This is a genomic window from Enterobacter cloacae complex sp. AR_0002 (assembly GCF_001922365.1).
Classification (GTDB): Bacteria; Pseudomonadota; Gammaproteobacteria; order Enterobacterales; family Enterobacteriaceae; genus Enterobacter; species Enterobacter hormaechei_C.
Genome location: NZ_CP018814.1, coordinates 4,367,055 through 4,385,128 on the forward strand (window position 1 = coordinate 4,367,055; position 18,074 = coordinate 4,385,128).

The following is an 18,074-nucleotide window of genomic DNA, read 5'->3' on the forward strand; positions in this document are numbered from 1 at the left end:
CCATCACCGCAAACATAAGGCTCTGAACGTGTTACGAACTAACTAACCGGAGCCGGACCGATGGCAAAAAAATCTAAGCGTTTTCGTATTGGGGTCGAAGGGGCCACTACTGACGGGCGCGTTATTGAGCGTGAATGGCTCACCCAGATGGCGGCGAGCTATAACCCGCAGGTATACACCGCGCTGATCAATATGGAACACATCAAGGGCTTCACCCCTGATGGGCCTTTCCGTCGTTTTGGCATGGTGGAAAAGCTGGAAGCGGAAGAAATCACCGAAGGGGCATTATCCGGGAAAATGGCGCTGTATGGCTGGATTGCCCCGACTGACGATCTGGTCACGATGACTAGCAACTGGCAGAAGCTTTTCACCTCAATGGAAGTTAACACCAGCTTTGCCGATACCGGCTCCGCTTATCTGGTTGGCCTGGCGATTACTGACGATCCGGCAAGCCTCGGTACTGAAATGCTGCAGTTCAGTGCCAGCGCAGAACATAACCCACTGGCGCGCCGCAAGCTGGACAAAGACAACCTGTTTACCGCTGCTGTTGAAACGCTGATCGAGTTTGTGGACGTGCCGGAAAAAACCAGCCTGTTTACCCGCGTTAAAGAGCTGCTGTCCCGCAAAGGCGCCGATGATAACGCCCGCTTTGCTGATGTGAATCAGGCTGTTGAAACTATCGCGCGTGAGCATCAGACGCTGGCGGAGCAGGTCAGCACCCATCAGACCGATTTCAGTAACAAGCTGAGCGATATGCAAAAGGTTGTTGATGAGACAACCAGCGCACTCTCCACCCTGCGTGAGCAGCTTTCCACTCAGGACAGCCGCAGCGAACGCCGCCCTAATGCGACCGGTAATAACGGCGCAGAACAAACCACCGATTGCTGACGGAGCAAAAGCACAATGAAAAAAGAGACACGTTTTAAATTCAACGGCTATCTGACGCAGCTCGCCAAACTCAACGGCGTATCTGTGAGCGATATCGCCTCGAAATATACGGCTGAGCCGTCAGTGGCGCAGACGCTGGAAACGAAAATCCAGGAGTCTTCCTCGTTCCTGCAGAAAATCAACATTATCCCGGTTGATGAGCAGTCCGGCGAGCGTCTGGGGCTGGGTATTGGTTCCAGTATTGCCGGAAATACTGATACCACCCAGAAAGACCGTGAACCCGTTGATCCGACTTACATCGACGGTGAAGGGTACAAGTGTACCCAGACCAACTCTGATACGGCGCTGCCCTATGCGAAGCTGGATTTATGGGCCAAATTCCAGGACTTCCAGACGCGCATCCGTGACGCCATCATTACCCGCCAGGCGCTTGACCGCATCATGATCGGCTTCAACGGCGTGAAGCGTGAAAAAACGTCTGACCGCGCGACCTATCCACTGCTGCAGGATGTGAATATCGGCTGGCTGGAAAAAATCCGCCAGGAGAAACCCGTTCAGGTGATGGATAAGATCGTGTCCGAAGGCGAAGTTATTTCTCAGACTATCCGTGTCGGTAAAGGCGGTGATTTCCTGAATCTGGACGCGCTGGTTATGGGCGCCGTTAATGAGAAAATCGCGCCGTGGTATCAGGAAGATACGGAGCTTGTGGTTATCGTCGGGCGCCAGTTGCTGGCGGATAAATATTTCCCGATCGTCAACCGTGACCAGCCAAACAGCGAAGCGCTGGCGGCAGATCTTATAGTCAGCCAGAAGCGTATCGGCAACCTCCCGGCCGTTCGTGCGCCGTTCTTCCCGGCGAATGCCATGCTGATCACCCGCCTGGATAACCTGTCTATTTACTGGCAATCAGGCTCCCGCCGCCGTTCGGTCATCGACAATCCGAAGCGTGACCGCGTGGAGAACTTCGAGTCCGTTAACGAGGCGTATGTTGTCGAAGATTACGACGGCGTTTGCCTGGTTGAGAACATCGAACTGTTGCCCGTGCAGGCAGGTGGCAATGCCAGCCCAGCGCTGACAACTGAAACCATCCAGGAAATCGTCACGGCAGCGGTGAAAGGCGCGCTTGATGCGCAGGCAGCTGGCGGTGCTGGCGCCGGAGCGTGATAAATGAATCCGTTCCGTGCTCACACTCAGTATGTACAGGCACAGGATGCCGCCCGGCAGGGCGGCAGTAATGCCAGCCTGACGGGCTACAACCAGATGCTGTTACAGCTGACAGAACACCGCAGGCGCCTTAAAACCGTCCAGTCAAATGAGCGCAAGGCTCAGCTCAAACGTGAGTTTCTTCCCGCTTATGCCTCATGGATTGCCGGTTTACTGGATGCTGACGCGTCAGGCCAGGACGACGTGGCGATGTACGTCATGATCTGGCGCATTGATGCCGGAGACTATACCGGCGCGCTGGACATTGCCCGCCATGCCATTAAACACGGCTGGGTCCTGCCGCAGCGATTCAACCGGACCTGCGGGACCGCTGTTGCGGAAGAGTTTGCCGACGCGGCAATGCGCGCTTTTTCTGCCGGTGAATCATTCAGTGCCGCCATTCTTACCCAGGTGCTCGATATCGTTGAAGGTCAGGATATGCCGGATCAGTCCCGCGCCCGACTTCATAAGGCGATGGGCTACGCGCTGCGGGATAACGATCAGGCAGTGGCGGCACTTAACCATCTGAAGCGTGCCCTGCAGCTGGATAACAGTTCTGGCGTCAAAACCGAAATCAACAAGCTTGAAAGCCGATTGCGACAGGCAATGTCGGCTTAACGAATCGTGCCAACGCGCGGGGCGGCACGGGGTGGCGACAGGCTTTATGCCGCGTCAAAACCCCGTCCACCGCCCAACTATTTGGGAGTGCCAGAAATATGCAATTCGTTTCGCCGGAACAGGCCGGGGAAAGTACCCAGGACGTTATTAAAAACACCAGTTTCTGGCCTGATGTCAGGGTTTCAGAGTTCCGCCGTGATATGCGCATGGATGGGAGTGTCACCGATCCGCGCCTGCGTCTGGCGTTACTGACAGCGATTGCTGAAGTTAACGCCGATCTTTATGAGTTCCGCGAGAAACAACGGGCGCAGGGGTATGCGAGCCTGGCCGACGTCCCTGCAGATGTGATCGACGGCGAAAGCCAGCGGCTCATGCTGTATCGCCGTGCGGTGTTTTGCTGGGCAAAAGCAAACCTGGTTGAGCGCTATCGCGATTTTGACGCAACCGGCGACGGAAGCAAGAAAGCTGAAGATATCGAAACAACCTTAGGCGAGCTGTGGCGCGATGTGCGCTGGGCGGAGTCCCGCCTGCGCGATATGCCGCATATGACGGTGGAGCTGATTTGATGAAAGTGCGTGCGCATCAGTATGACACGGTGGACGCACTCTGCTGGCGCCATTACGGGCGCACGCAGGGAGTCACTGAACAGGTGCTGCAGGCGAATCCGGGGCTGGCTGAATATGGCCCCTTTTTACCGCACGGGCTGCAGGTGGAGCTGCCGGACATTACGGCGTCAACCACTGCGCAGACTGTCCAGTTATGGGACTGAACTATGACGCTTGAACGAATCAGCGCCTTTATCACTTACTGCGTTGCCCTGCTTCTGGCATGGCTCGGCGATTTGTCTCTTAAAGATGTGTCGACCATCACCGGTCTTGCGCTGGGGATTATTACTGCAGCGGTGACCTGTTATTTACGCTGGAAAGCCTACCAGCTGCTGCGGGACGGCAGAATATCCAGGGGGGAATATGAGTCCTTCAATCGTTAAGCGTTGCCTGGTCGGCGCGGTGCTGGCGATTGCCGCCACGCTGCCGGGTTTTCAGTCGCTTCATACCTCCGTCGAGGGGCTGAAACTGATTGCTGATTTCGAAGGGTGTCGCCTCCAGCCATACCAGTGCAGCGCCGGGGTATGGACTGACGGGATCGGCAATACGTCCGGGGTAGTACCGGGCAAAACCATAACGGAGCGACAGGCCGCGCAGGGGCTGATTAATAACGTGTTGCTGACGGAAAAAAGGATTGAAGCCTGCCTGCAGGTTAAGCCACCTCAGCATGTTTACGATGCCCTGATGAGTATCGGTTTCAATGTCGGAACGGGGGCAATCTGCCGGTCAACAATGGTTTCTTACATCAATCGCCAGCAATGGTGGCAGGCGTGCAACCAGCTCCCCCGCTGGGTTTATGTAAATGGTCAACGGAATAAAGGGCTGGAAAACCGGCGCGCCCGTGAGCTTGCCTGGTGTCTTAAAGGGGCAGGGGCATGACGCGCGCGCTGGCGGTGATCCTGGCTCTGGTGCTGGCATTGCTGGGCTGGCAGTCATGGCGGCTTAACAATGCCGGTCACACCATCGGGACGCAGGCTGCGGCGCTTAAAAAGAACAAGCAGGAGCTGGCGAAGAAAAACAGCCAGCTCATCAGCCTGTCCATTCTTACTGAAACCAACAGCCGGGCGCAGATGCAACTTTATGCTGCAGCGGAGGAGACTTCCGCGCTGTTGCGGAGCCGCCAGCGCCGGATCGAGGAGCTAAAACGTGAAAACGAGGATTTACGCCGCTGGGCTGACACTCCTTTGCCTGCTGACATTATCCGGCTGCGGGACCGCCCGGCCCTCGCCGGAGGTGCAGCTTACCGTGAGTGGTTGTCCAAAAGTGACGCAGTGCCGCCTGGACAGGTCAGCGCCGCGCAGTAATGGGGATTTGAACCAGGTGCTGGATGAGACTGAGGCCGCCTGGGCGGTATGTGCCGACAAAGTGGACACGATCATAGCGTGTCAGGAGCAAGACAGTGAACAAGCCGCAGTCCTTACGCAACGCCCTGAATAAATCGGTGGCGTATGTCCGTGACAACCCGGACAAACTGCACCTTTTTGTTGATAACGGTTCGCTGGTTGCAACCGGCGCCCGTTCAATGTCATGGGAATACCGCTACACCCTGAACGTGGTGATTGAAGATTTTAGCGGCAACCAGAATTTAGTGATGGCGCCCGTATTGCTCTGGTTAATGACCAATCAACCGGACGCTATCAACAACCCGGAGCTGCGCGAAAAACTTTTTACCTTTGACGTCGATATCCTGAGCAATGATCTGTGTGATATCAGCCTCAATCTGCAGCTAACGGAGCGCGTGATTGTCAGCACAGACGGCACCGTATCGAGCGTTGAAGCGGTGCCGGAACCCGACGTACCCGAAGAAATGTGGACGGTGAAACGTGGATGACCTGCAGAGGGTGGATGACTGGCTGGCGGCCCTGCTGGCGAATCTGGAACCGGCAGCCCGCAACCGTATGATGCGACAACTGGCGCAGGAGCTGCGCCGGTCGCAACAGCAAAATATCAGGCTGCAGCGTAATCCAGACGGCACCACCTTTGAGCCGCGCCGGGTGACGGCCAGAAGTAAAAAGGGGCGCATCAAGCGCCAGATGTTCGCCAAATTGCGCACCACTAAATACCTGAAAACCGCAGCCACTGCGGACTCTGCCAGCGTGCAGTTTGATGGGAAAGTCCAGCGCATCGCCCGTGTTCACCATTATGGTCTGCGTGATCGAGTCAGACGCAACGGCCCGGAGGCCCGGTACCCGGCACGCCGTCTTTTGGGCGTGAATGATGAGGTGGAAACCATCACCCGTGACACGCTGTTGCGCTGGCTGTCGGAGTGAAATTTGTGTCACGGACGGCACAAAACCTAACGCTGCCTCCCTTTTCCCTCTGATGGCAACCTTTCGTTATGAACGCACAACTAACCGAAATCATGCGCCTTATCACCAACCTGATCCGCACCGGCACCGTAACCGAAGTGGACCGGGAAAACTGGCTGTGCCGGGTGAAAGTGGGCGAGCTTGAAACCAACTGGATTAACTGGCTGACACTGCGCGCAGGCGGTGCCCGTACATGGTGGTGCCCGTCGCCGGATGAGCAGGTGGTGGTGCTGAGTATGGGCGGCAATCTGGAAACCGCTTTTGCCTTACCTGCGATCTATTCCAACCAGTTCGCCCCGCCGTCGGACTCTGTGGACGGCTGCGTAACGGAATACCCGGACGGTGGCTGGTTTGAATATGAACCAGCGACCGGCCGCTGGCATGTGCGGGGCATCAAATCCATGGTGATCGAGGCTGCAGATAACATAACCCTGAAAACGGGGGAATTTGTGGTGGAAGCAAGCAACACGCGCATAAACAGCGAAGTGGTGATCAATGGTGGCGTCACCCAGGGCGGCGGCGCCATGAGTTCTAACGGGATCGTAGTCGATAAACACGGTCATACCGGCGTTAAATCCGGTGGTGATACATCGGGAGGTCCGGTATGACGCTGTATATCGGCATGAGTCAGGGCAACGGCAAGGCCATTACCGACACGGACCACCTGTGCCAGTCGGTCCGGGATATTCTGCTGACCCCGCAGGGGAGCCGCATTGCCCGGAGGGAATACGGCTCGCTTCTGTCTGAACTGATAGACCAGCCGCAGAACCCGGCGCTGCGCCTGCAGGTTATGTCTGCGGTCTATGTGGCTCTGAGTCGCTGGGAGCCACGGCTTACCCTAGATTCCATCACCATAAACAGCAGTTTTGATGGTTCGATGGTGGTTGAGCTTACCGGGCAGCGTGATAACGGCGCGCCTGTTTCTCTTTCGGTATCAACAGGAGCAGACAATGGCAGTCATTGACCTTTCCCAGCTGCCCGCCCCGCAGATAGTGGATGTGCCGGATTTTGAAACGCTGCTAAACGAACGGAAAGCCGCGTTTGTAGCCCTTTATCCGGCAGACGAGCAGGACGCGGTAAGGCGCACGCTTGAGCTGGAGTCTGAACCCGTGACCAAGCTCCTGCAGGAAAATGCGTATCGTGAAATCCTCCTGCGTCAGCGCATTAACGAGGCGGCGCAGGCGGTCATGGTGGCTTATTCCATGGGGAGTGATCTCGATCAGCTGGCCGGTAACTGCAACGTAAAACGTCTGACGGTTATTCCTGCAGATAACGACGCGGTACCGCCGGTTGCTGCCGTGATGGAAAGTGATGAGGCTCTGCGTCAGCGTGTTCCTGCAGCTTTTGAAGGGCTGTCAGTTGCAGGCCCAACGGGAGCTTACGAGTTTCACGCTAAAAGCGCTGACGGGCGAGTGGCTGACGCCAGCGCAACCAGCCCGGCCCCGGCTGAGGTGGTGCTTACCGTGCTGAGCCGTGAGGGCGACGGAACGGCTGCGGCGGATCTGCTGGCTGTGGTTGAACAGGCGCTTAACAGTGAGAACGTGCGGCCGGTTGCTGACCGTCTGACGGTGCGCAGCGCTGAAATCATTCCGTACAGCGTGGATGCGACGATCTTTCTTTACCCGGGGCCAGAAGCTGAGCCGGTGATGGAGGCGGCAAAAGCCAGCCTGCAGAAATATATCGCCAGCCAGACGAGGCTGGGGCGTGATATTCGCCGCAGTGCTATTTATGCCGCGCTGCATGTTGAAGGTGTGCAGCGTGTTGAGCTGGCCTCGCCGCTCGCTGATGTGGTGCTGGATAAGACACAAGCCGCTTCATGTACAGAATGGAGCGTAACCAACGGGGGAACGGATGAATAGTCTGCTGCCTCCTGGCTCATCGCCGCTTGAGCGCCGACTTGCTCAGACCTGCAGCGGCATTTCCGATCTGCAGGTGCCGCTGCGGGATTTATGGAACCCGGCAACATGCCCGGTCAAGTTTCTGCCGTATCTGGCGTGGGCCTTTTCGGTTGATCGCTGGGACGAAGGATGGGCGGAGAGCGTGAAGCGCCGTGTGGTACAGGATGCGTTTTATATTCATCAGCACAAGGGCACAACCAGCGCGGTGCGGCGTGTGGTGGAGCCGTTCGGCTTTCTGATCCGAATCATTGAATGGTGGCAGACCGGCGAGGCACCGGGCACGTTTCGCCTGGATATTGGGGTGCAGGACCAGGGCATAACAGAGGAAACCTATCTGGAGCTGGAGCGCCTGATTGGTGACGCCAAACCCTGCAGTCGGCATCTGATCGGCATGTCCATAAATCTGCAGACGAGCGGGCCATATTTTGTGGGAGCAGCCACTTATACCGGCGAAGAAATCACGATTTACCCGTATATCAACGAAACCATCATTTCCGGTGGCACTGCCTACGAGGCCGGCGCCGTCCATGTTATCGACACAATGAGAGTGAACCCATGAGCGCAAAATTTTATACCCTGCTGACGGATATTGGCGCGGCGAAACTGGCAAGCGCTGCCGCGCTCGGTGTACCGCTGAAAATTACCCAGATGGCGGTGGGGGATGGCGGCGGCGTGCTTCCAACTCCCAGCGCACAACAGACGAAGCTGGTTTCCGAAAAGCGGCGCGCTGACCTGAACATGCTTTACATCGATCCGCAGAACAGCAGCCAGATTATTGCTGAGCAGGTGATTCCTGAAACTGAGGGCGGTTGGTGGATTCGTGAAGTTGGGCTGTTCGATGAAACGGGCGCGCTGATCGCCGTGGGAAACTGCCCGGAGAGCTACAAACCGCAGCTGGCAGAAGGGAGCGGCCGCACGCAAACAGTGCGCATGGTACTGATTACCAGCAGCACCGATAACATTACGCTGAAAATTGACCCGTCCGTAGTGCTGGCTACCCGCAAATATGTGGATGACAAGGTGCTGGAACTGAAGGTGTATGTAGATGAGCTGATGGCGGCGCATCTTGCTGCAGCTGATCCGCATACGCAATATGCGCCAAAAGCCAGCCCGACGTTTACCGGCACCCCAAAAGCCCCGACTGCAGCTGCAGGTAACAATACCACTCAGCTTGCCACAACTGCGTTTGTGCAAGCGGCTCTGATCGCCATGGTGAATGGTGCCCCGGCTACACTGGACACGCTGAAAGAAATTGCTGCGGCTATCAACAACGATCCTAATTTCAGCACCACCATTAATAACGCGCTTGCGCTCAAAGCCCCACTGGCAAGCCCGGCCCTGACCGGAACGCCGACAGCCCCCACGGCTGCGCAGACTGTCAACAATACGCAAATAGCCACTACTGCTTTCGTAAAATCAGCTCTGGCTGCGCTTGTTGGCTCATCACCTGCGGCGCTTGATACCCTGAACGAGCTGGCGGCGGCGTTAGGAAACGATCCTAACTTTGCAACTACCATGACAAATGCCCTCGCAGGCAAACAGCCTCTTGATAGCACGCTGATAACTTTGTCGGGAAAGACCGCCGCGGGGATTATCGAATACCTTGGTTTAGTTAATTCTTCAGGGATGGTTGGTCGACTCGTCAGTATTAAGAAATTCACCTCGAGTGGAACATACACACCAACAGCAGGTACGAGGTTTGTTAAGGTCAGGCTCGTTGGCGCAGGTGGTGCAGGTGGTGGCGCTGCCGCCTCTACCGTTTCAGGCTATTTAGCAGCCGGGCGTGGAGGTGGAGGTGGCAGTTATGGTGAAACGACATTGATTGATGTCGCCTCAGTATTATCTGTCGCGGTTATCGTCGGGAGTGCCGGAATTGGCTCTGCTGGAAGTTCAGGAACAGACGGAGGTTCGTCCTCATTTGGTAGTTATATCACAGCGCCAGGCGGTAATGGTGGTGGTATGGGGGCGTCAGGACCAGCTAACAACAGCCTTGTATCTGATTTGAGCAATTCAGGAAAAGAATGCACAGGAACCGATATTTTTATTTCAATTCCGGGAGAGGGAGGCGGTGGTCAGATGTCTTTATCCACAGGGACAGCTAAAGGTGGTCATGGCGGTTCTTCAATTTTGGGAGTTGGCGGTTCGGCTTATACCGGAAATCAACAGGGCGGTTATGGTTGGGGCTTTGGCGCCGGTGGTGCCGGATCTGTTACTGTGTATGCACAGGGCACTTCAGCAACGGCAGGTGGACACGGTAGTAACGGAATTGTCATCATTGAGGAATTTGCCTGATGCAAAATTATGCGTTAATCAAAAATGGTGTTGTTGAAAACGTTGTTATCTGGGATGAAAATGGAAATATTTTTGACGATTACACTGTGGTTAATTTAGAAGGACTAACAGCGGGTATTGGCTGGACTTATGACGGAGAGAAGTTTAGCGCGCCACCAGAGCCTGAACCTACTCACGATGAGCTTGTACAGAAAGCTGAAATCCTGAAGCAGGCATTAATCAGCGATGCCAATAATTATATTGATAGCAACCAGTGGCCTTCGAAACTGGCACTAGGACGCCTGTCGGATGCAGATAAGCAGTCATTTAATGAATGGCTTGATTACCTTGATGCGCTGGGAGCGGTAGATATATCTGCTGCACCTGATGTGAACTGGCCCAGCAGCCCTGAAAAATGAAACTGCCCCGCGTTTGCGGGGATTTTTTTATCCCTTTCATTGTGTCATTCCCCATACATAGCCCGGCGCGTGCGCCGCGCGTATATCAACCAGAATATAGGCGTACCCCCTGTAAACCGGAGAGACTGCCTTATGGCTCAGGATTACCACCACGGGGTGCGCGTTGTTGAAGTCAACGAGGGCACCCGATCCATTACCACGGTGAGCACCGCCATCGTGGGCATGGTCTGCACCGGCGATGATGCTGATGCGTCCATGTTTCCTCTCAATAAGCCGGTCTTGCTGACTGACGTGCTGACCGCCAGCGGTAAAGCGGGCGAGTCCGGCACGCTAGCCCGTTCGCTGGATGCGATTGCAGACCAGGCTAAACCCGTGACAGTCGTTGTGCGCGTCGCGCAGGGCGAAACCGAAGCGGAAACCACTTCCAACATTATCGGCGGCGTGACCGCTGACGGTAAAAAAACGGGCATGAAAGCGCTGCTTTCGGCGCAGTCGCAACTGGGCGTCAAGCCTCGTATTCTGGGCGTGCCGGGGCATGACACGCAGGCGGTTGCCACTGAGCTGCTGAGCGTGGCGCAGAGTCTGCGCGGGTTCGCCTATCTGTCAGCCTACGGCTGCAAAACGGTAGAGGAGGCCATTGCCTACCGCGCTAATTTCAGCCAGCGCGAGGGGATGCTGATATGGCCTGATTTCATCAGTTTCGACACCGTGCTGAACGCTGACGCAACGGCTTACGCCTCAGCCCGTGCGCTTGGCCTGCGTGCCAAAATTGACGAACAGACCGGCTGGCACAAATCCCTGTCCAACGTAGGCGTGAACGGCGTCACCGGCATTTCTGCTGATGTGTTCTGGGATTTGCAGGACCCGGCAACCGATGCGGGGCTGCTGAACCATAACGATGTCACCACGCTGATCCGCAAAGACGGTTTCCGCTTCTGGGGTTCCCGCTGCCTCAGTGACGATCCTCTGTTTGCCTTTGAAAACTACACCCGCACCGCGCAGGTATTGGCTGACACCATCGCAGAAGCGCACATGTGGGCGGTGGATGGCGTGCTTAACCCGTCGCTGGCCCGCGACATTATCGAAGGTATTCGCGCCAAACTGCGCAACCTGAAAACGCAGGGCTACATCATCGGCGCCGACTGCTGGCTGGATGAGTCCGTAAACGATAAAGATTCCCTGAAAGCCGGGAAGCTCACTATCGATTACGACTATACGCCGGTACCGCCTCTGGAAAACCTGATGCTGCGCCAGCGCATCACCGATCAGTATCTGCTGGATTTCTCCAGCCGGGTCAGCGCGTAAGGGGACAATATGGCTTTACCACGCAAGTTAAAACACCTGAACCTGTTTAACGACGGGAATAACTATCAGGGGATTGTTGAGTCCCTGACCCTGCCTAAATTCGGCCGCAAGTTTGAAAAGTATCGCGGCGGCGGTATGCCCGGTTCGGCTGATGTTGATCTGGGGCTGGATGATGGCGCGCTGGACACGGAATTTTCAATCGGTGGCACCGAACTGCTGTTATTCAAACAGATGGGTAAAGCCACCGTTGACGGCATCCAGCTGCGTTTCACCGGCTCCATTCAGCGTGACGATACTGGCGAAGTGCAGGCCGTTGAGCTGGTTGTGCGCGGGCGACATAAAGAAGTCGATTCCGGCGAATGGAAAACCGGGGAGAGCAACACCACAAAAGTCAGCAGCACCAACAGCTACGCGAAGCTGACCATTAACGGCGAGGTGCTCTATGAGGTTGATGTGATCAACATGATTGAAATCGTTGATGGCGTGGACCTGATGGAAGAACACCGCAACGCCCTGGGCCTCTGATCTACTTTAAAGGCGCGGGCAGCCGCGCCAGTACCTTATTAACAGGAAATGACAATGAGCGAACAACTGACTGAAAAAACCGTACAGCTGGACACCCCAATCAAACGCGGTAAAACCGAAATTGCCGAAATTGTGCTGCGCAAGCCGCAGTCCGGCGCGCTGCGTGGCACCCGTCTGCAGGCGATCATGGATATGGACGTCGGCGCGATGATGACGATTATTCCCCGCATCTCCACGCCCGCGCTGACCGCTCAGGAAATGGCTGAAATGGACCCCGCCGATCTCACCGCGCTGTCGGTTGAGGTGGTCACTTTTTTGTTGAAGAAATCGGTGCTTGCCGGTTTGCCGACAGCCTGACGGTAGAAGACCTGGTGGCTGATATCGCCACCATTTTTCACTGGCCGCCGTCCGTCACTGACGTTATGCCGCTGACCGAAGTGCTGGAGTGGCGGCATAAAGCGATTCAGAGAAGCGGGGCCAGCGATGAGTGACACTAACCTGCGTTTGCAGGTAATTTTAAATGCGGTTGATAAACTCACCCGCCCATTCCGATCAGCGCAGGCCAGTTCTAAAGAGCTGGCTACCGCCATTCAGCAAAGCCGCGCAAGATTAAAAGAACTGGACGCCCAGGCGGGCCGTATTGACGGTTTCCGCAAGGCAAGCGCGCAGCTGGCCGTCACCGGCAACAGTCTTAAAGCCGCACGCGAAGAAGCGGCGAAGCTTGCCACGCAGTTCTCGGCCACTAACCGGCCGACGGCGGCGCAGGCGCGTCTGCTGGAGCAGGCAAAAAACCGCGTTAACGAGCTGCAGAGCAAATACAACGGCTTGCGTCAGTCGGTGCAGCGTCAGCGTCTTGCGCTCAATGAGGCCGGGCTGGACACCAAAAAGCTGAGCAGTGCGCAGCGGGAGCTGCGGCAGAATGCCGACGAAACCCGGCAGGCGCTGGACCGACAGCAGAAATCCCTTAAACGCCTGGGCGAGCAGCAGGCCCGTATGAACGCCGTCCGCGATCAGTATTCGCGGCGCCTTGAGGTGCGGGATCGTATTGCGGGCGCCGGAGCAACGACTACTGCCGCCGGGCTGGCGATGGGCGCGCCGGTGATGGCTGCCGTTAAAAGCTATGCCAGCATGGAAGATGCGATGAAAGGCGTGGCAAAGCAGGTTAACGGGCTGCGGGACGACAACGGCAACCGCACAAAACAGTTTTATGACATGCAGGATGCCATCAAGGCCGCCAGTGAACAGCTGCCGATGGAGAATGGCGCCATCGACTATGCCGCGCTGGTTGAAGGTGGCGCCCGCATGGGTGTGACAAACCAGAACGATTCTTACGAAGACCAGAAGCGTGACCTGCTGGCCTTTGCATCCACTGCTGCAAAGGCCGCAACGGCATTCGAGCTGCCCGCTGATGAGCTGGCGGAGGGGCTGGGGAAAATCGCGCAGCTCTATAAAGTGCCGACCCGCAATATTGAACAGCTTGGCGATGCCCTGAACTACCTGGACGATAACGCCATGTCTAAGGGCGGCGATATCATCAATGTGCTGCAGCGCATGGGCGGCGTGGCTGACCGGCTTGATTTCCGCAAGGCGGCCGCGCTGGGTTCCACCTTCCTGTCTCTGGGCGCCGCGCCTGAAATTGCCGCCAGCGCATCAAATGCGATGGTGCGCGAACTGTCGATTGCAACCATGCAGAGCAAGCGGTTCATGGAAGGTATGGATCTGCTGAAACTCAATCCAGAAGAGATTGAAAAGCAGATGACAAAGGACGCAATGGGGACCATTCAGCGCGTGCTGGAGAAGGTCAACAAACTGCCGCAGGACAAGCGCCTGTCCGCCATGACGATGATATTTGGCAAGGAGTTTGGCGATGATGCGGCGAAGCTTGCAAACAACCTGCCGGAGCTGCAGCGACAGCTGAAACTCACATCAGGCAATGAGGCTAACGGCTCCATGCAGAAAGAATCCGATATCAATAAGGATTCACTTTCCGCGCAGTGGTTGCTTGTGAAAACTGGCGCGCAGAACGCTTTCAGTAGCCTGGGTGAAACCCTGCGCCAGCCGCTGATGGATATCATGGGGTACGTCAAAAACGTTACCGGGGCACTGCGTCGATGGGTTGAGGCTAACCCGCAGCTGGCGGGCACGCTGATGAAAGTGGCTGCAGCCACAGCTGCGATCACCGTTGTGCTCGGCACGCTGACGGTGGCCGTGGCTGCCGTGCTGGGGCCGCTGGCGGTGATCCGTTTTGGCCTGTCCGTGCTGGGTGTAAAAACACTCCCCTCCGTTATGTCTGCAGTGACCCGCACCGGCGGCGCGCTGTCCTGGCTGGCAAATGCGCCGCTTTCCCTGTTGCGCCGTGGCCTGGCTGCATCCGGCAGCAGCGCCGGATTGCTGGCGTCTCCCCTTAACTCCCTGCGCCGTTCTGCCGGGCTGGCTGGCAATGCGCTGAAAGCGCTGGCCGGTGCGCCGCTTGCTGTCCTTCGCGGCGGAATGTCTGGTATTCGCAACATTATCGCCATGGTAATGAATCCGCTGGCCGCGTTGCGCGGGGGATTATCCGCAGCCGGTGGCGTGCTGCGTTTTCTGGCGTCCGGCCCGCTGGCCCTCCTTCGCGTTGCGCTGAACGGGATTTCTGGATTGCTGGGCGCCCTGCTTAGTCCGATAGGGCTCGTTGTGGCGGCGCTGGCTGGCGTGGCGCTGGTTGTCTGGAAATACTGGCAGCCGATAAGCGCATTTTTAGGCGGAGTGGTTGAAGGATTCAAAGCTGCAGCTGCGCCTATCAGTGCGGCTTTTGAGCCACTGCAGCCTGTTTTCCAGTGGATAGGTGACAAGGTCCAGGCATTGTGGGGCTGGTTTACTGATCTGCTGACGCCGGTTAAATCCACCTCTGCAGAACTGCAAAGCGCGGCGTCGATGGGACGGCAGTTTGGGGAAGCGCTGGCGGCAGGGCTGAACATGGTCATGCACCCGCTGGATTCGCTTAAATCGGGCGTGTCCTGGCTGCTTGAAAAACTCGGCATCGTCAGCAAGGAGGCGGCCAAAGCGAAGCTTCCTGAGCAGGTCACGCGGCAGCAGCCAGCCACGGTAAACACAGACGGTAAAGTGGTGCTGCCGCCTGGCGGATTCCCGCCGATGGGTTTTGCTGGCATGTACGACAGCGGCGGTACCATTCCGCGCGGCCAGTTCGGCATCGTGGGTGAGAATGGCCCTGAGATTGTTAACGGGCCCGCCAATGTCACCGGCAGGAAACGGACTGCTGATCTGGCGAGGATGGCGGCAACGCTCAATCCTTCCCGGCCGGAACCGGCCAGCGCTAAACAATATCCTGAACGCGCGATAGTTCTGCCGCCTGATAGTGTGAACGGTCCGGCAAATCTTCCGGTAATCAATCGTACTGCTGAGCTGGTGAAACTGGCGGCAACGGTAAGCCCGGTTCGTGATGTAACAGCCAGCCCGGAGCAACGGCCTGAAAGCAGGTTAATACTGCCGCCTGATATTGTTATCGCCCCGGTAAATCGTCCTGGTCGGGATCGTGCTGCGGAGCTGGCTGATATCGCTGCGGCTGTCATGCCAGCACCGGCAGTTACGGAAATCACGGATAACAGGGCTGACCCGATGGCTATGCGCCAGAAGGTGTTCGCTTCCGTGGTCGCTGGCGTAATGGGCCTGGCGGCTGCCCCGGCAGAAGCCGCGCCAATTCATCCGTACAGTGTACCTGTCAGGACGCAACCGGCGCCGTCGGCGAAGGCAGAAAGACAGCCGCAGGTAATTAAGTACGAGATAAGCGCGCCAATTCATATTGTCGCCCAGCCAGGACAAAGCGCGCAGGATATCGCCCGCGAGGTGGCCCGGCAGCTTGATGAGCGTGAGCGCAGGGCCAGGGCAAAAACACGCAGTAATTTCAGTGATCGAGGGGGGTACGAATAATGATGATGGTGCTGGGGTTATACGTATTCATGCTGCGCACCGTGCCCTATCAGGAGCTGCAGTATCAGCGCAGCTGGCGGCACGCTGCCAACAGCCGGGTTAACCGGCGCCCGACAACGCAGTTTCTTGGGCCGGATAACGATTCGCTTACGCTGTCCGGCGTCCTGCTGCCGGAGATTACCGGCGGCAGGCTGTCTTTGCTGGCGCTGGAGCAAATGGCGGAGCTGGGGAAAGCCTGGCCTTTGATTGAGGGGAGCGGGACGATTTACGGCATGTTTGTGATCGAGAGTCTGAGCCAGACAAAAACAGAATTTTTTGAGAGCGGTATGCCCCGGCGCATCGAATTTTCGCTGAGCCTGAAACGGGTAGATGAATCGCTGTCTGATATGTTTGGCAGCCTCAGCGATCAGCTCAGTAATTTGCAGGACTCCGCCACCTCTGCGATAGGCAATATGAAAAATACGGTTGGGGGGTTACTGCAGTGAATTTCAGCTCTGATCTCCTGAACCTGAACAGCAAAACCCCCGGTTTCAGTATCATCATTGAAGGTAAAGATGTAACTACCGTGCTGGATGCGCGCCTGATGAGTCTGACGCTGACGGATAACCGGGGCTTTGAAGCGGACCAGCTTGATCTGGAACTGGACGACTCGGACGGGCAAATCGTTCTGCCGCGTCGGGGGGCCAATATTCAGTTTGCGCTGGGGTGGAAAGGTCAGCCGCTTTTTCCGAAAGGGGCCTTTACTGTCGATGAGATTGAGCACAGCGGCGCGCCTGACCGTCTCACAATTCGCGCGCGTAGCGCAGATTTCCGTGAAACCCTTAACACGCGGCGTGAAAAGTCCTGGCACCAGACAACGGTGGGCGAAGTCGTGAAGGAAATCGCCGCCAGGCATAAATTAAAGACGGCGCTGGGCCAGGACCTGATGGACAAGCCTGTCGATCATCTTGACCAGACTAATGAAAGCGACGCCAGCTTCTTGATGAAGCTGGCGCGGCAGTATGGTGCGATAGCCTCAGTTAAGGACGGCAATCTGTTGTTTATCCGCCAGGGGCAGGGCAGAACGGCAAGCGGTAAGCCGCTGCCGGTTATCACCATCACCCGCCAGGCCGGTGACGGTCATCGTTTTACCCTGGCTGATCGCGATGCCTATACGGGGGTAATTGCCAGCTGGCTCCATACCCGTGAGCCAAAGAAAAAAGAGACGGCAAAGGTTAAGCGCCGTCGAAAGAAAACCACTGCGGCAAAGGAGCCGGAAGCAAAACAGGGAGATTACCTGGTTGGAACGGATGAAAACGTGCTGGTACTCAACAGAACTTATGCAAACCGCAGCAATGCAGAGCGAGCGGCAAAGATGCAGTGGGAGCGCCTGCAGCGCGGGGTAGCAACATTCTCCCTGCAGCTCGCAGAGGGAAGGGCTGATCTGTATACCGAAATGCCGGTGAAGGTGAGCGGCTTTAAACAGCCCATTGATGATGCCGAATGGACCATTACCACCCTGACGCATAGTGTCAGTGCAGATAATGGTTTCACTACGTCTCTGGAGCTTGAGGTAAAGATAGATGATTTAGAAATGGAATGATAATGTTCACAAAATGGATGTTCGTGTATCATTATGGGATTGCGGGTAATGACTTGGGGAGAAACGGATATGATGAATTGTCCGAAATGCGGACACGCGGCACATACTCGCAGTAGCTTTCGTGTATCAGATAATACGAAAGAGCGTTATTGCCAGTGCCAAAACATTAACTGTGGAACCACTTTTGTTACTCATGAAACCGTAGTGCGCTTTATCGTAACACCCGGACAGGTCGATCATGTGCCTCCGCACCCTTTAAACAGCGGTCAGGGACATATGAATTTTTGACAAACTAACCCGCTTCGGCGGGTTTTTTATTCGTGGCAGCTTATTTCCTGCTGCCATTTTGCTGCCAACGATGAAACCATAAACAAAAAAGCCACTCGCGAGAGTGGCTTAATTATATGATTCTAAAGCTAAAATTTGGTGGCCCCTGCTGGACTTGAACCAGCGACCAAGCGATTATGAGTCGCCTGCTCTAACCACTGAGCTAAGGGGCCGTGGCGGTGAATTATAAAGTAACT

At 56.4% G+C, this 18,074-nt stretch carries 25 protein-coding genes and 1 tRNA gene; 25 read left to right on the forward strand and 1 reads right to left on the reverse strand.

From position 1 onward, the window contains the following. Nucleotides 1-60 precede the first annotated feature (60 nt). From AM329_RS21645 to AM329_RS21765, 25 genes are all read left to right on the forward strand, one after another. Nucleotides 61-888, forward strand: a complete 828-nt coding sequence (locus AM329_RS21645) for a GPO family capsid scaffolding protein (RefSeq protein WP_032610559.1) — start codon at nucleotides 61-63, stop codon at nucleotides 886-888. Nucleotides 889-903: 15 nt separating this feature from the next. Further along, a complete protein-coding gene (locus AM329_RS21650; RefSeq protein ID WP_014884904.1) occupies nucleotides 904-2,052 on the forward strand; it encodes a phage major capsid protein, P2 family in 1,149 nt (382 codons plus the stop codon). Between the two features lie 3 nt (nucleotides 2,053-2,055). Beyond that, nucleotides 2,056-2,709 carry a phage terminase small subunit gene (gene gpM, locus AM329_RS21655; RefSeq protein WP_006777754.1) on the forward strand — a complete coding sequence of 218 codons (654 nt, stop codon included), beginning with the start codon at nucleotides 2,056-2,058 and terminating at the stop codon, nucleotides 2,707-2,709. A gap of 98 nt (nucleotides 2,710-2,807) precedes the next feature. Next, a complete protein-coding gene (locus AM329_RS21660) occupies nucleotides 2,808-3,275 on the forward strand; it encodes a head completion/stabilization protein (protein WP_014884903.1) in 468 nt (155 codons plus the stop codon). After that, on the forward strand, nucleotides 3,275-3,478 hold the full coding sequence (locus AM329_RS21665; RefSeq protein ID WP_000868184.1) for a tail protein X: 204 nt from the start codon (nucleotides 3,275-3,277) through the stop codon (nucleotides 3,476-3,478). Before AM329_RS21660 ends, AM329_RS21665 begins: the two co-directional genes overlap by 1 nt. A gap of 3 nt (nucleotides 3,479-3,481) precedes the next feature. After that, the gene (locus AM329_RS21670) at nucleotides 3,482-3,697 is read left to right on the forward strand and encodes a hypothetical protein (RefSeq protein ID WP_014884902.1); all 216 of its coding nucleotides are present in this window, start codon (nucleotides 3,482-3,484) and stop codon (nucleotides 3,695-3,697) included. After that, a complete protein-coding gene (locus AM329_RS21675) occupies nucleotides 3,678-4,193 on the forward strand; it encodes a lysozyme (protein WP_032610558.1) in 516 nt (171 codons plus the stop codon). The genes AM329_RS21670 and AM329_RS21675 overlap by 20 nt, the downstream gene beginning before the upstream one ends. After that, entirely contained in the window at nucleotides 4,190-4,618 is a 429-nt protein-coding gene (gene lysB / locus AM329_RS21680) for an Rz-like lysis system protein LysB (RefSeq protein WP_032610557.1), read from the forward strand. The genes AM329_RS21675 and lysB overlap by 4 nt, the downstream gene beginning before the upstream one ends. Further along, a complete protein-coding gene (gene lysC, locus AM329_RS26155) occupies nucleotides 4,503-4,751 on the forward strand; it encodes an Rz1-like lysis system protein LysC (protein WP_226866662.1) in 249 nt (82 codons plus the stop codon). The genes lysB and lysC overlap by 116 nt, the downstream gene beginning before the upstream one ends. After that, complete coding sequence (locus tag AM329_RS21690) at nucleotides 4,714-5,145, forward strand: phage tail protein (RefSeq protein ID WP_014884898.1); 432 nt, start codon at nucleotides 4,714-4,716, stop codon at nucleotides 5,143-5,145. The genes lysC and AM329_RS21690 overlap by 38 nt, the downstream gene beginning before the upstream one ends. Further along, nucleotides 5,138-5,584: a phage virion morphogenesis protein gene (locus tag AM329_RS21695; protein ID WP_014884897.1), complete on the forward strand. Its 447-nt coding sequence runs from the start codon at nucleotides 5,138-5,140 to the stop codon at nucleotides 5,582-5,584. The genes AM329_RS21690 and AM329_RS21695 overlap by 8 nt, the downstream gene beginning before the upstream one ends. A 68-nt stretch (nucleotides 5,585-5,652) precedes the next feature. Then, nucleotides 5,653-6,231, forward strand: a complete 579-nt coding sequence (locus AM329_RS21700) for a phage baseplate assembly protein V (RefSeq protein WP_014884896.1) — start codon at nucleotides 5,653-5,655, stop codon at nucleotides 6,229-6,231. Continuing rightward, nucleotides 6,228-6,587 (forward strand): GPW/gp25 family protein, encoded by a 360-nt coding sequence (locus tag AM329_RS21705; RefSeq protein ID WP_039264785.1) that lies wholly within the window; start codon nucleotides 6,228-6,230, stop codon nucleotides 6,585-6,587. The genes AM329_RS21700 and AM329_RS21705 overlap by 4 nt, the downstream gene beginning before the upstream one ends. Next, nucleotides 6,574-7,482 carry a baseplate assembly protein gene (locus tag AM329_RS21710; protein ID WP_032610589.1) on the forward strand — a complete coding sequence of 303 codons (909 nt, stop codon included), beginning with the start codon at nucleotides 6,574-6,576 and terminating at the stop codon, nucleotides 7,480-7,482. The genes AM329_RS21705 and AM329_RS21710 overlap by 14 nt, the downstream gene beginning before the upstream one ends. Beyond that, the gene (locus tag AM329_RS21715) at nucleotides 7,475-8,080 is read left to right on the forward strand and encodes a phage tail protein I (protein ID WP_032610588.1); all 606 of its coding nucleotides are present in this window, start codon (nucleotides 7,475-7,477) and stop codon (nucleotides 8,078-8,080) included. Before AM329_RS21710 ends, AM329_RS21715 begins: the two co-directional genes overlap by 8 nt. Continuing rightward, entirely contained in the window at nucleotides 8,077-9,813 is a 1,737-nt protein-coding gene (locus AM329_RS21720) for a phage tail protein (protein ID WP_032610586.1), read from the forward strand. Before AM329_RS21715 ends, AM329_RS21720 begins: the two co-directional genes overlap by 4 nt. Next, nucleotides 9,813-10,211, forward strand: a complete 399-nt coding sequence (locus AM329_RS21725; protein WP_032610585.1) for a tail fiber assembly protein — start codon at nucleotides 9,813-9,815, stop codon at nucleotides 10,209-10,211. The genes AM329_RS21720 and AM329_RS21725 overlap by 1 nt, the downstream gene beginning before the upstream one ends. A gap of 132 nt (nucleotides 10,212-10,343) precedes the next feature. Further along, nucleotides 10,344-11,516, forward strand: coding sequence for a phage tail sheath protein (locus AM329_RS21730; RefSeq protein WP_032610584.1), 1,173 nt, complete (start codon nucleotides 10,344-10,346; stop codon nucleotides 11,514-11,516). Nucleotides 11,517-11,525: 9 nt separating this feature from the next. After that, entirely contained in the window at nucleotides 11,526-12,041 is a 516-nt protein-coding gene (locus tag AM329_RS21735; RefSeq protein ID WP_007848874.1) for a phage major tail tube protein, read from the forward strand. 54 nt (nucleotides 12,042-12,095) lie between these two features. Beyond that, nucleotides 12,096-12,398: a phage tail assembly protein gene (locus tag AM329_RS21740; RefSeq protein ID WP_007848877.1), complete on the forward strand. Its 303-nt coding sequence runs from the start codon at nucleotides 12,096-12,098 to the stop codon at nucleotides 12,396-12,398. A 14-nt stretch (nucleotides 12,399-12,412) separates the two neighbouring features. After that, a complete protein-coding gene (locus tag AM329_RS21745; RefSeq protein WP_007848878.1) occupies nucleotides 12,413-12,532 on the forward strand; it encodes a GpE family phage tail protein in 120 nt (39 codons plus the stop codon). After that, nucleotides 12,525-15,968: a phage tail tape measure protein gene (locus AM329_RS21750; RefSeq protein ID WP_032610582.1), complete on the forward strand. Its 3,444-nt coding sequence runs from the start codon at nucleotides 12,525-12,527 to the stop codon at nucleotides 15,966-15,968. The genes AM329_RS21745 and AM329_RS21750 overlap by 8 nt, the downstream gene beginning before the upstream one ends. Next, a complete protein-coding gene (locus tag AM329_RS21755; protein ID WP_032610580.1) occupies nucleotides 15,968-16,453 on the forward strand; it encodes a phage tail protein in 486 nt (161 codons plus the stop codon). The genes AM329_RS21750 and AM329_RS21755 overlap by 1 nt, the downstream gene beginning before the upstream one ends. Beyond that, nucleotides 16,450-17,550 carry a phage late control D family protein gene (locus AM329_RS21760; RefSeq protein WP_032610578.1) on the forward strand — a complete coding sequence of 367 codons (1,101 nt, stop codon included), beginning with the start codon at nucleotides 16,450-16,452 and terminating at the stop codon, nucleotides 17,548-17,550. The genes AM329_RS21755 and AM329_RS21760 overlap by 4 nt, the downstream gene beginning before the upstream one ends. Before the next feature lie 69 nt (nucleotides 17,551-17,619). Continuing rightward, nucleotides 17,620-17,838: a DNA-binding transcriptional regulator gene (locus AM329_RS21765; protein ID WP_015386379.1), complete on the forward strand. Its 219-nt coding sequence runs from the start codon at nucleotides 17,620-17,622 to the stop codon at nucleotides 17,836-17,838. A 136-nt stretch (nucleotides 17,839-17,974) separates the two neighbouring features. On the opposite strand, the gene AM329_RS21770 is transcribed toward AM329_RS21765, so the two are convergent. Further along, nucleotides 17,975-18,050: transfer RNA gene (locus AM329_RS21770), tRNA-Ile, on the reverse strand. Nucleotides 18,051-18,074 lie beyond the last annotated feature (24 nt).

What these genes read in the sequence shown, in the direction of transcription:
- AM329_RS21645 (WP_032610559.1), top strand. Translation starts at nt 61, where the DNA reads ATGGCAAAAAAATCTAAGCGTTTTCGTATTGGGGTCGAAGGGGCCACT.
- AM329_RS21650 (WP_014884904.1), top strand. Translation starts at nt 904, where the DNA reads ATGAAAAAAGAGACACGTTTTAAATTCAACGGCTATCTGACGCAGCTC.
- gpM (WP_006777754.1), top strand. Translation starts at nt 2,056, where the DNA reads ATGAATCCGTTCCGTGCTCACACTCAGTATGTACAGGCACAGGATGCC.
- AM329_RS21660 (WP_014884903.1), top strand. Translation starts at nt 2,808, where the DNA reads ATGCAATTCGTTTCGCCGGAACAGGCCGGGGAAAGTACCCAGGACGTT.
- AM329_RS21665 (WP_000868184.1), top strand. Translation starts at nt 3,275, where the DNA reads ATGAAAGTGCGTGCGCATCAGTATGACACGGTGGACGCACTCTGCTGG.
- AM329_RS21670 (WP_014884902.1), top strand. Translation starts at nt 3,482, where the DNA reads ATGACGCTTGAACGAATCAGCGCCTTTATCACTTACTGCGTTGCCCTG.
- AM329_RS21675 (WP_032610558.1), top strand. Translation starts at nt 3,678, where the DNA reads ATGAGTCCTTCAATCGTTAAGCGTTGCCTGGTCGGCGCGGTGCTGGCG.
- lysB (WP_032610557.1), top strand. Translation starts at nt 4,190, where the DNA reads ATGACGCGCGCGCTGGCGGTGATCCTGGCTCTGGTGCTGGCATTGCTG.
- AM329_RS21700 (WP_014884896.1), top strand. Translation starts at nt 5,653, where the DNA reads ATGAACGCACAACTAACCGAAATCATGCGCCTTATCACCAACCTGATC.
- AM329_RS21705 (WP_039264785.1), top strand. Translation starts at nt 6,228, where the DNA reads ATGACGCTGTATATCGGCATGAGTCAGGGCAACGGCAAGGCCATTACC.
- AM329_RS21710 (WP_032610589.1), top strand. Translation starts at nt 6,574, where the DNA reads ATGGCAGTCATTGACCTTTCCCAGCTGCCCGCCCCGCAGATAGTGGAT.
- AM329_RS21715 (WP_032610588.1), top strand. Translation starts at nt 7,475, where the DNA reads ATGAATAGTCTGCTGCCTCCTGGCTCATCGCCGCTTGAGCGCCGACTT.
- AM329_RS21720 (WP_032610586.1), top strand. Translation starts at nt 8,077, where the DNA reads ATGAGCGCAAAATTTTATACCCTGCTGACGGATATTGGCGCGGCGAAA.
- AM329_RS21725 (WP_032610585.1), top strand. Translation starts at nt 9,813, where the DNA reads ATGCAAAATTATGCGTTAATCAAAAATGGTGTTGTTGAAAACGTTGTT.
- AM329_RS21730 (WP_032610584.1), top strand. Translation starts at nt 10,344, where the DNA reads ATGGCTCAGGATTACCACCACGGGGTGCGCGTTGTTGAAGTCAACGAG.
- AM329_RS21735 (WP_007848874.1), top strand. Translation starts at nt 11,526, where the DNA reads ATGGCTTTACCACGCAAGTTAAAACACCTGAACCTGTTTAACGACGGG.
- AM329_RS21740 (WP_007848877.1), top strand. Translation starts at nt 12,096, where the DNA reads ATGAGCGAACAACTGACTGAAAAAACCGTACAGCTGGACACCCCAATC.
- AM329_RS21750 (WP_032610582.1), top strand. Translation starts at nt 12,525, where the DNA reads ATGAGTGACACTAACCTGCGTTTGCAGGTAATTTTAAATGCGGTTGAT.
- AM329_RS21755 (WP_032610580.1), top strand. Translation starts at nt 15,968, where the DNA reads ATGATGATGGTGCTGGGGTTATACGTATTCATGCTGCGCACCGTGCCC.
- AM329_RS21765 (WP_015386379.1), top strand. Translation starts at nt 17,620, where the DNA reads ATGATGAATTGTCCGAAATGCGGACACGCGGCACATACTCGCAGTAGC.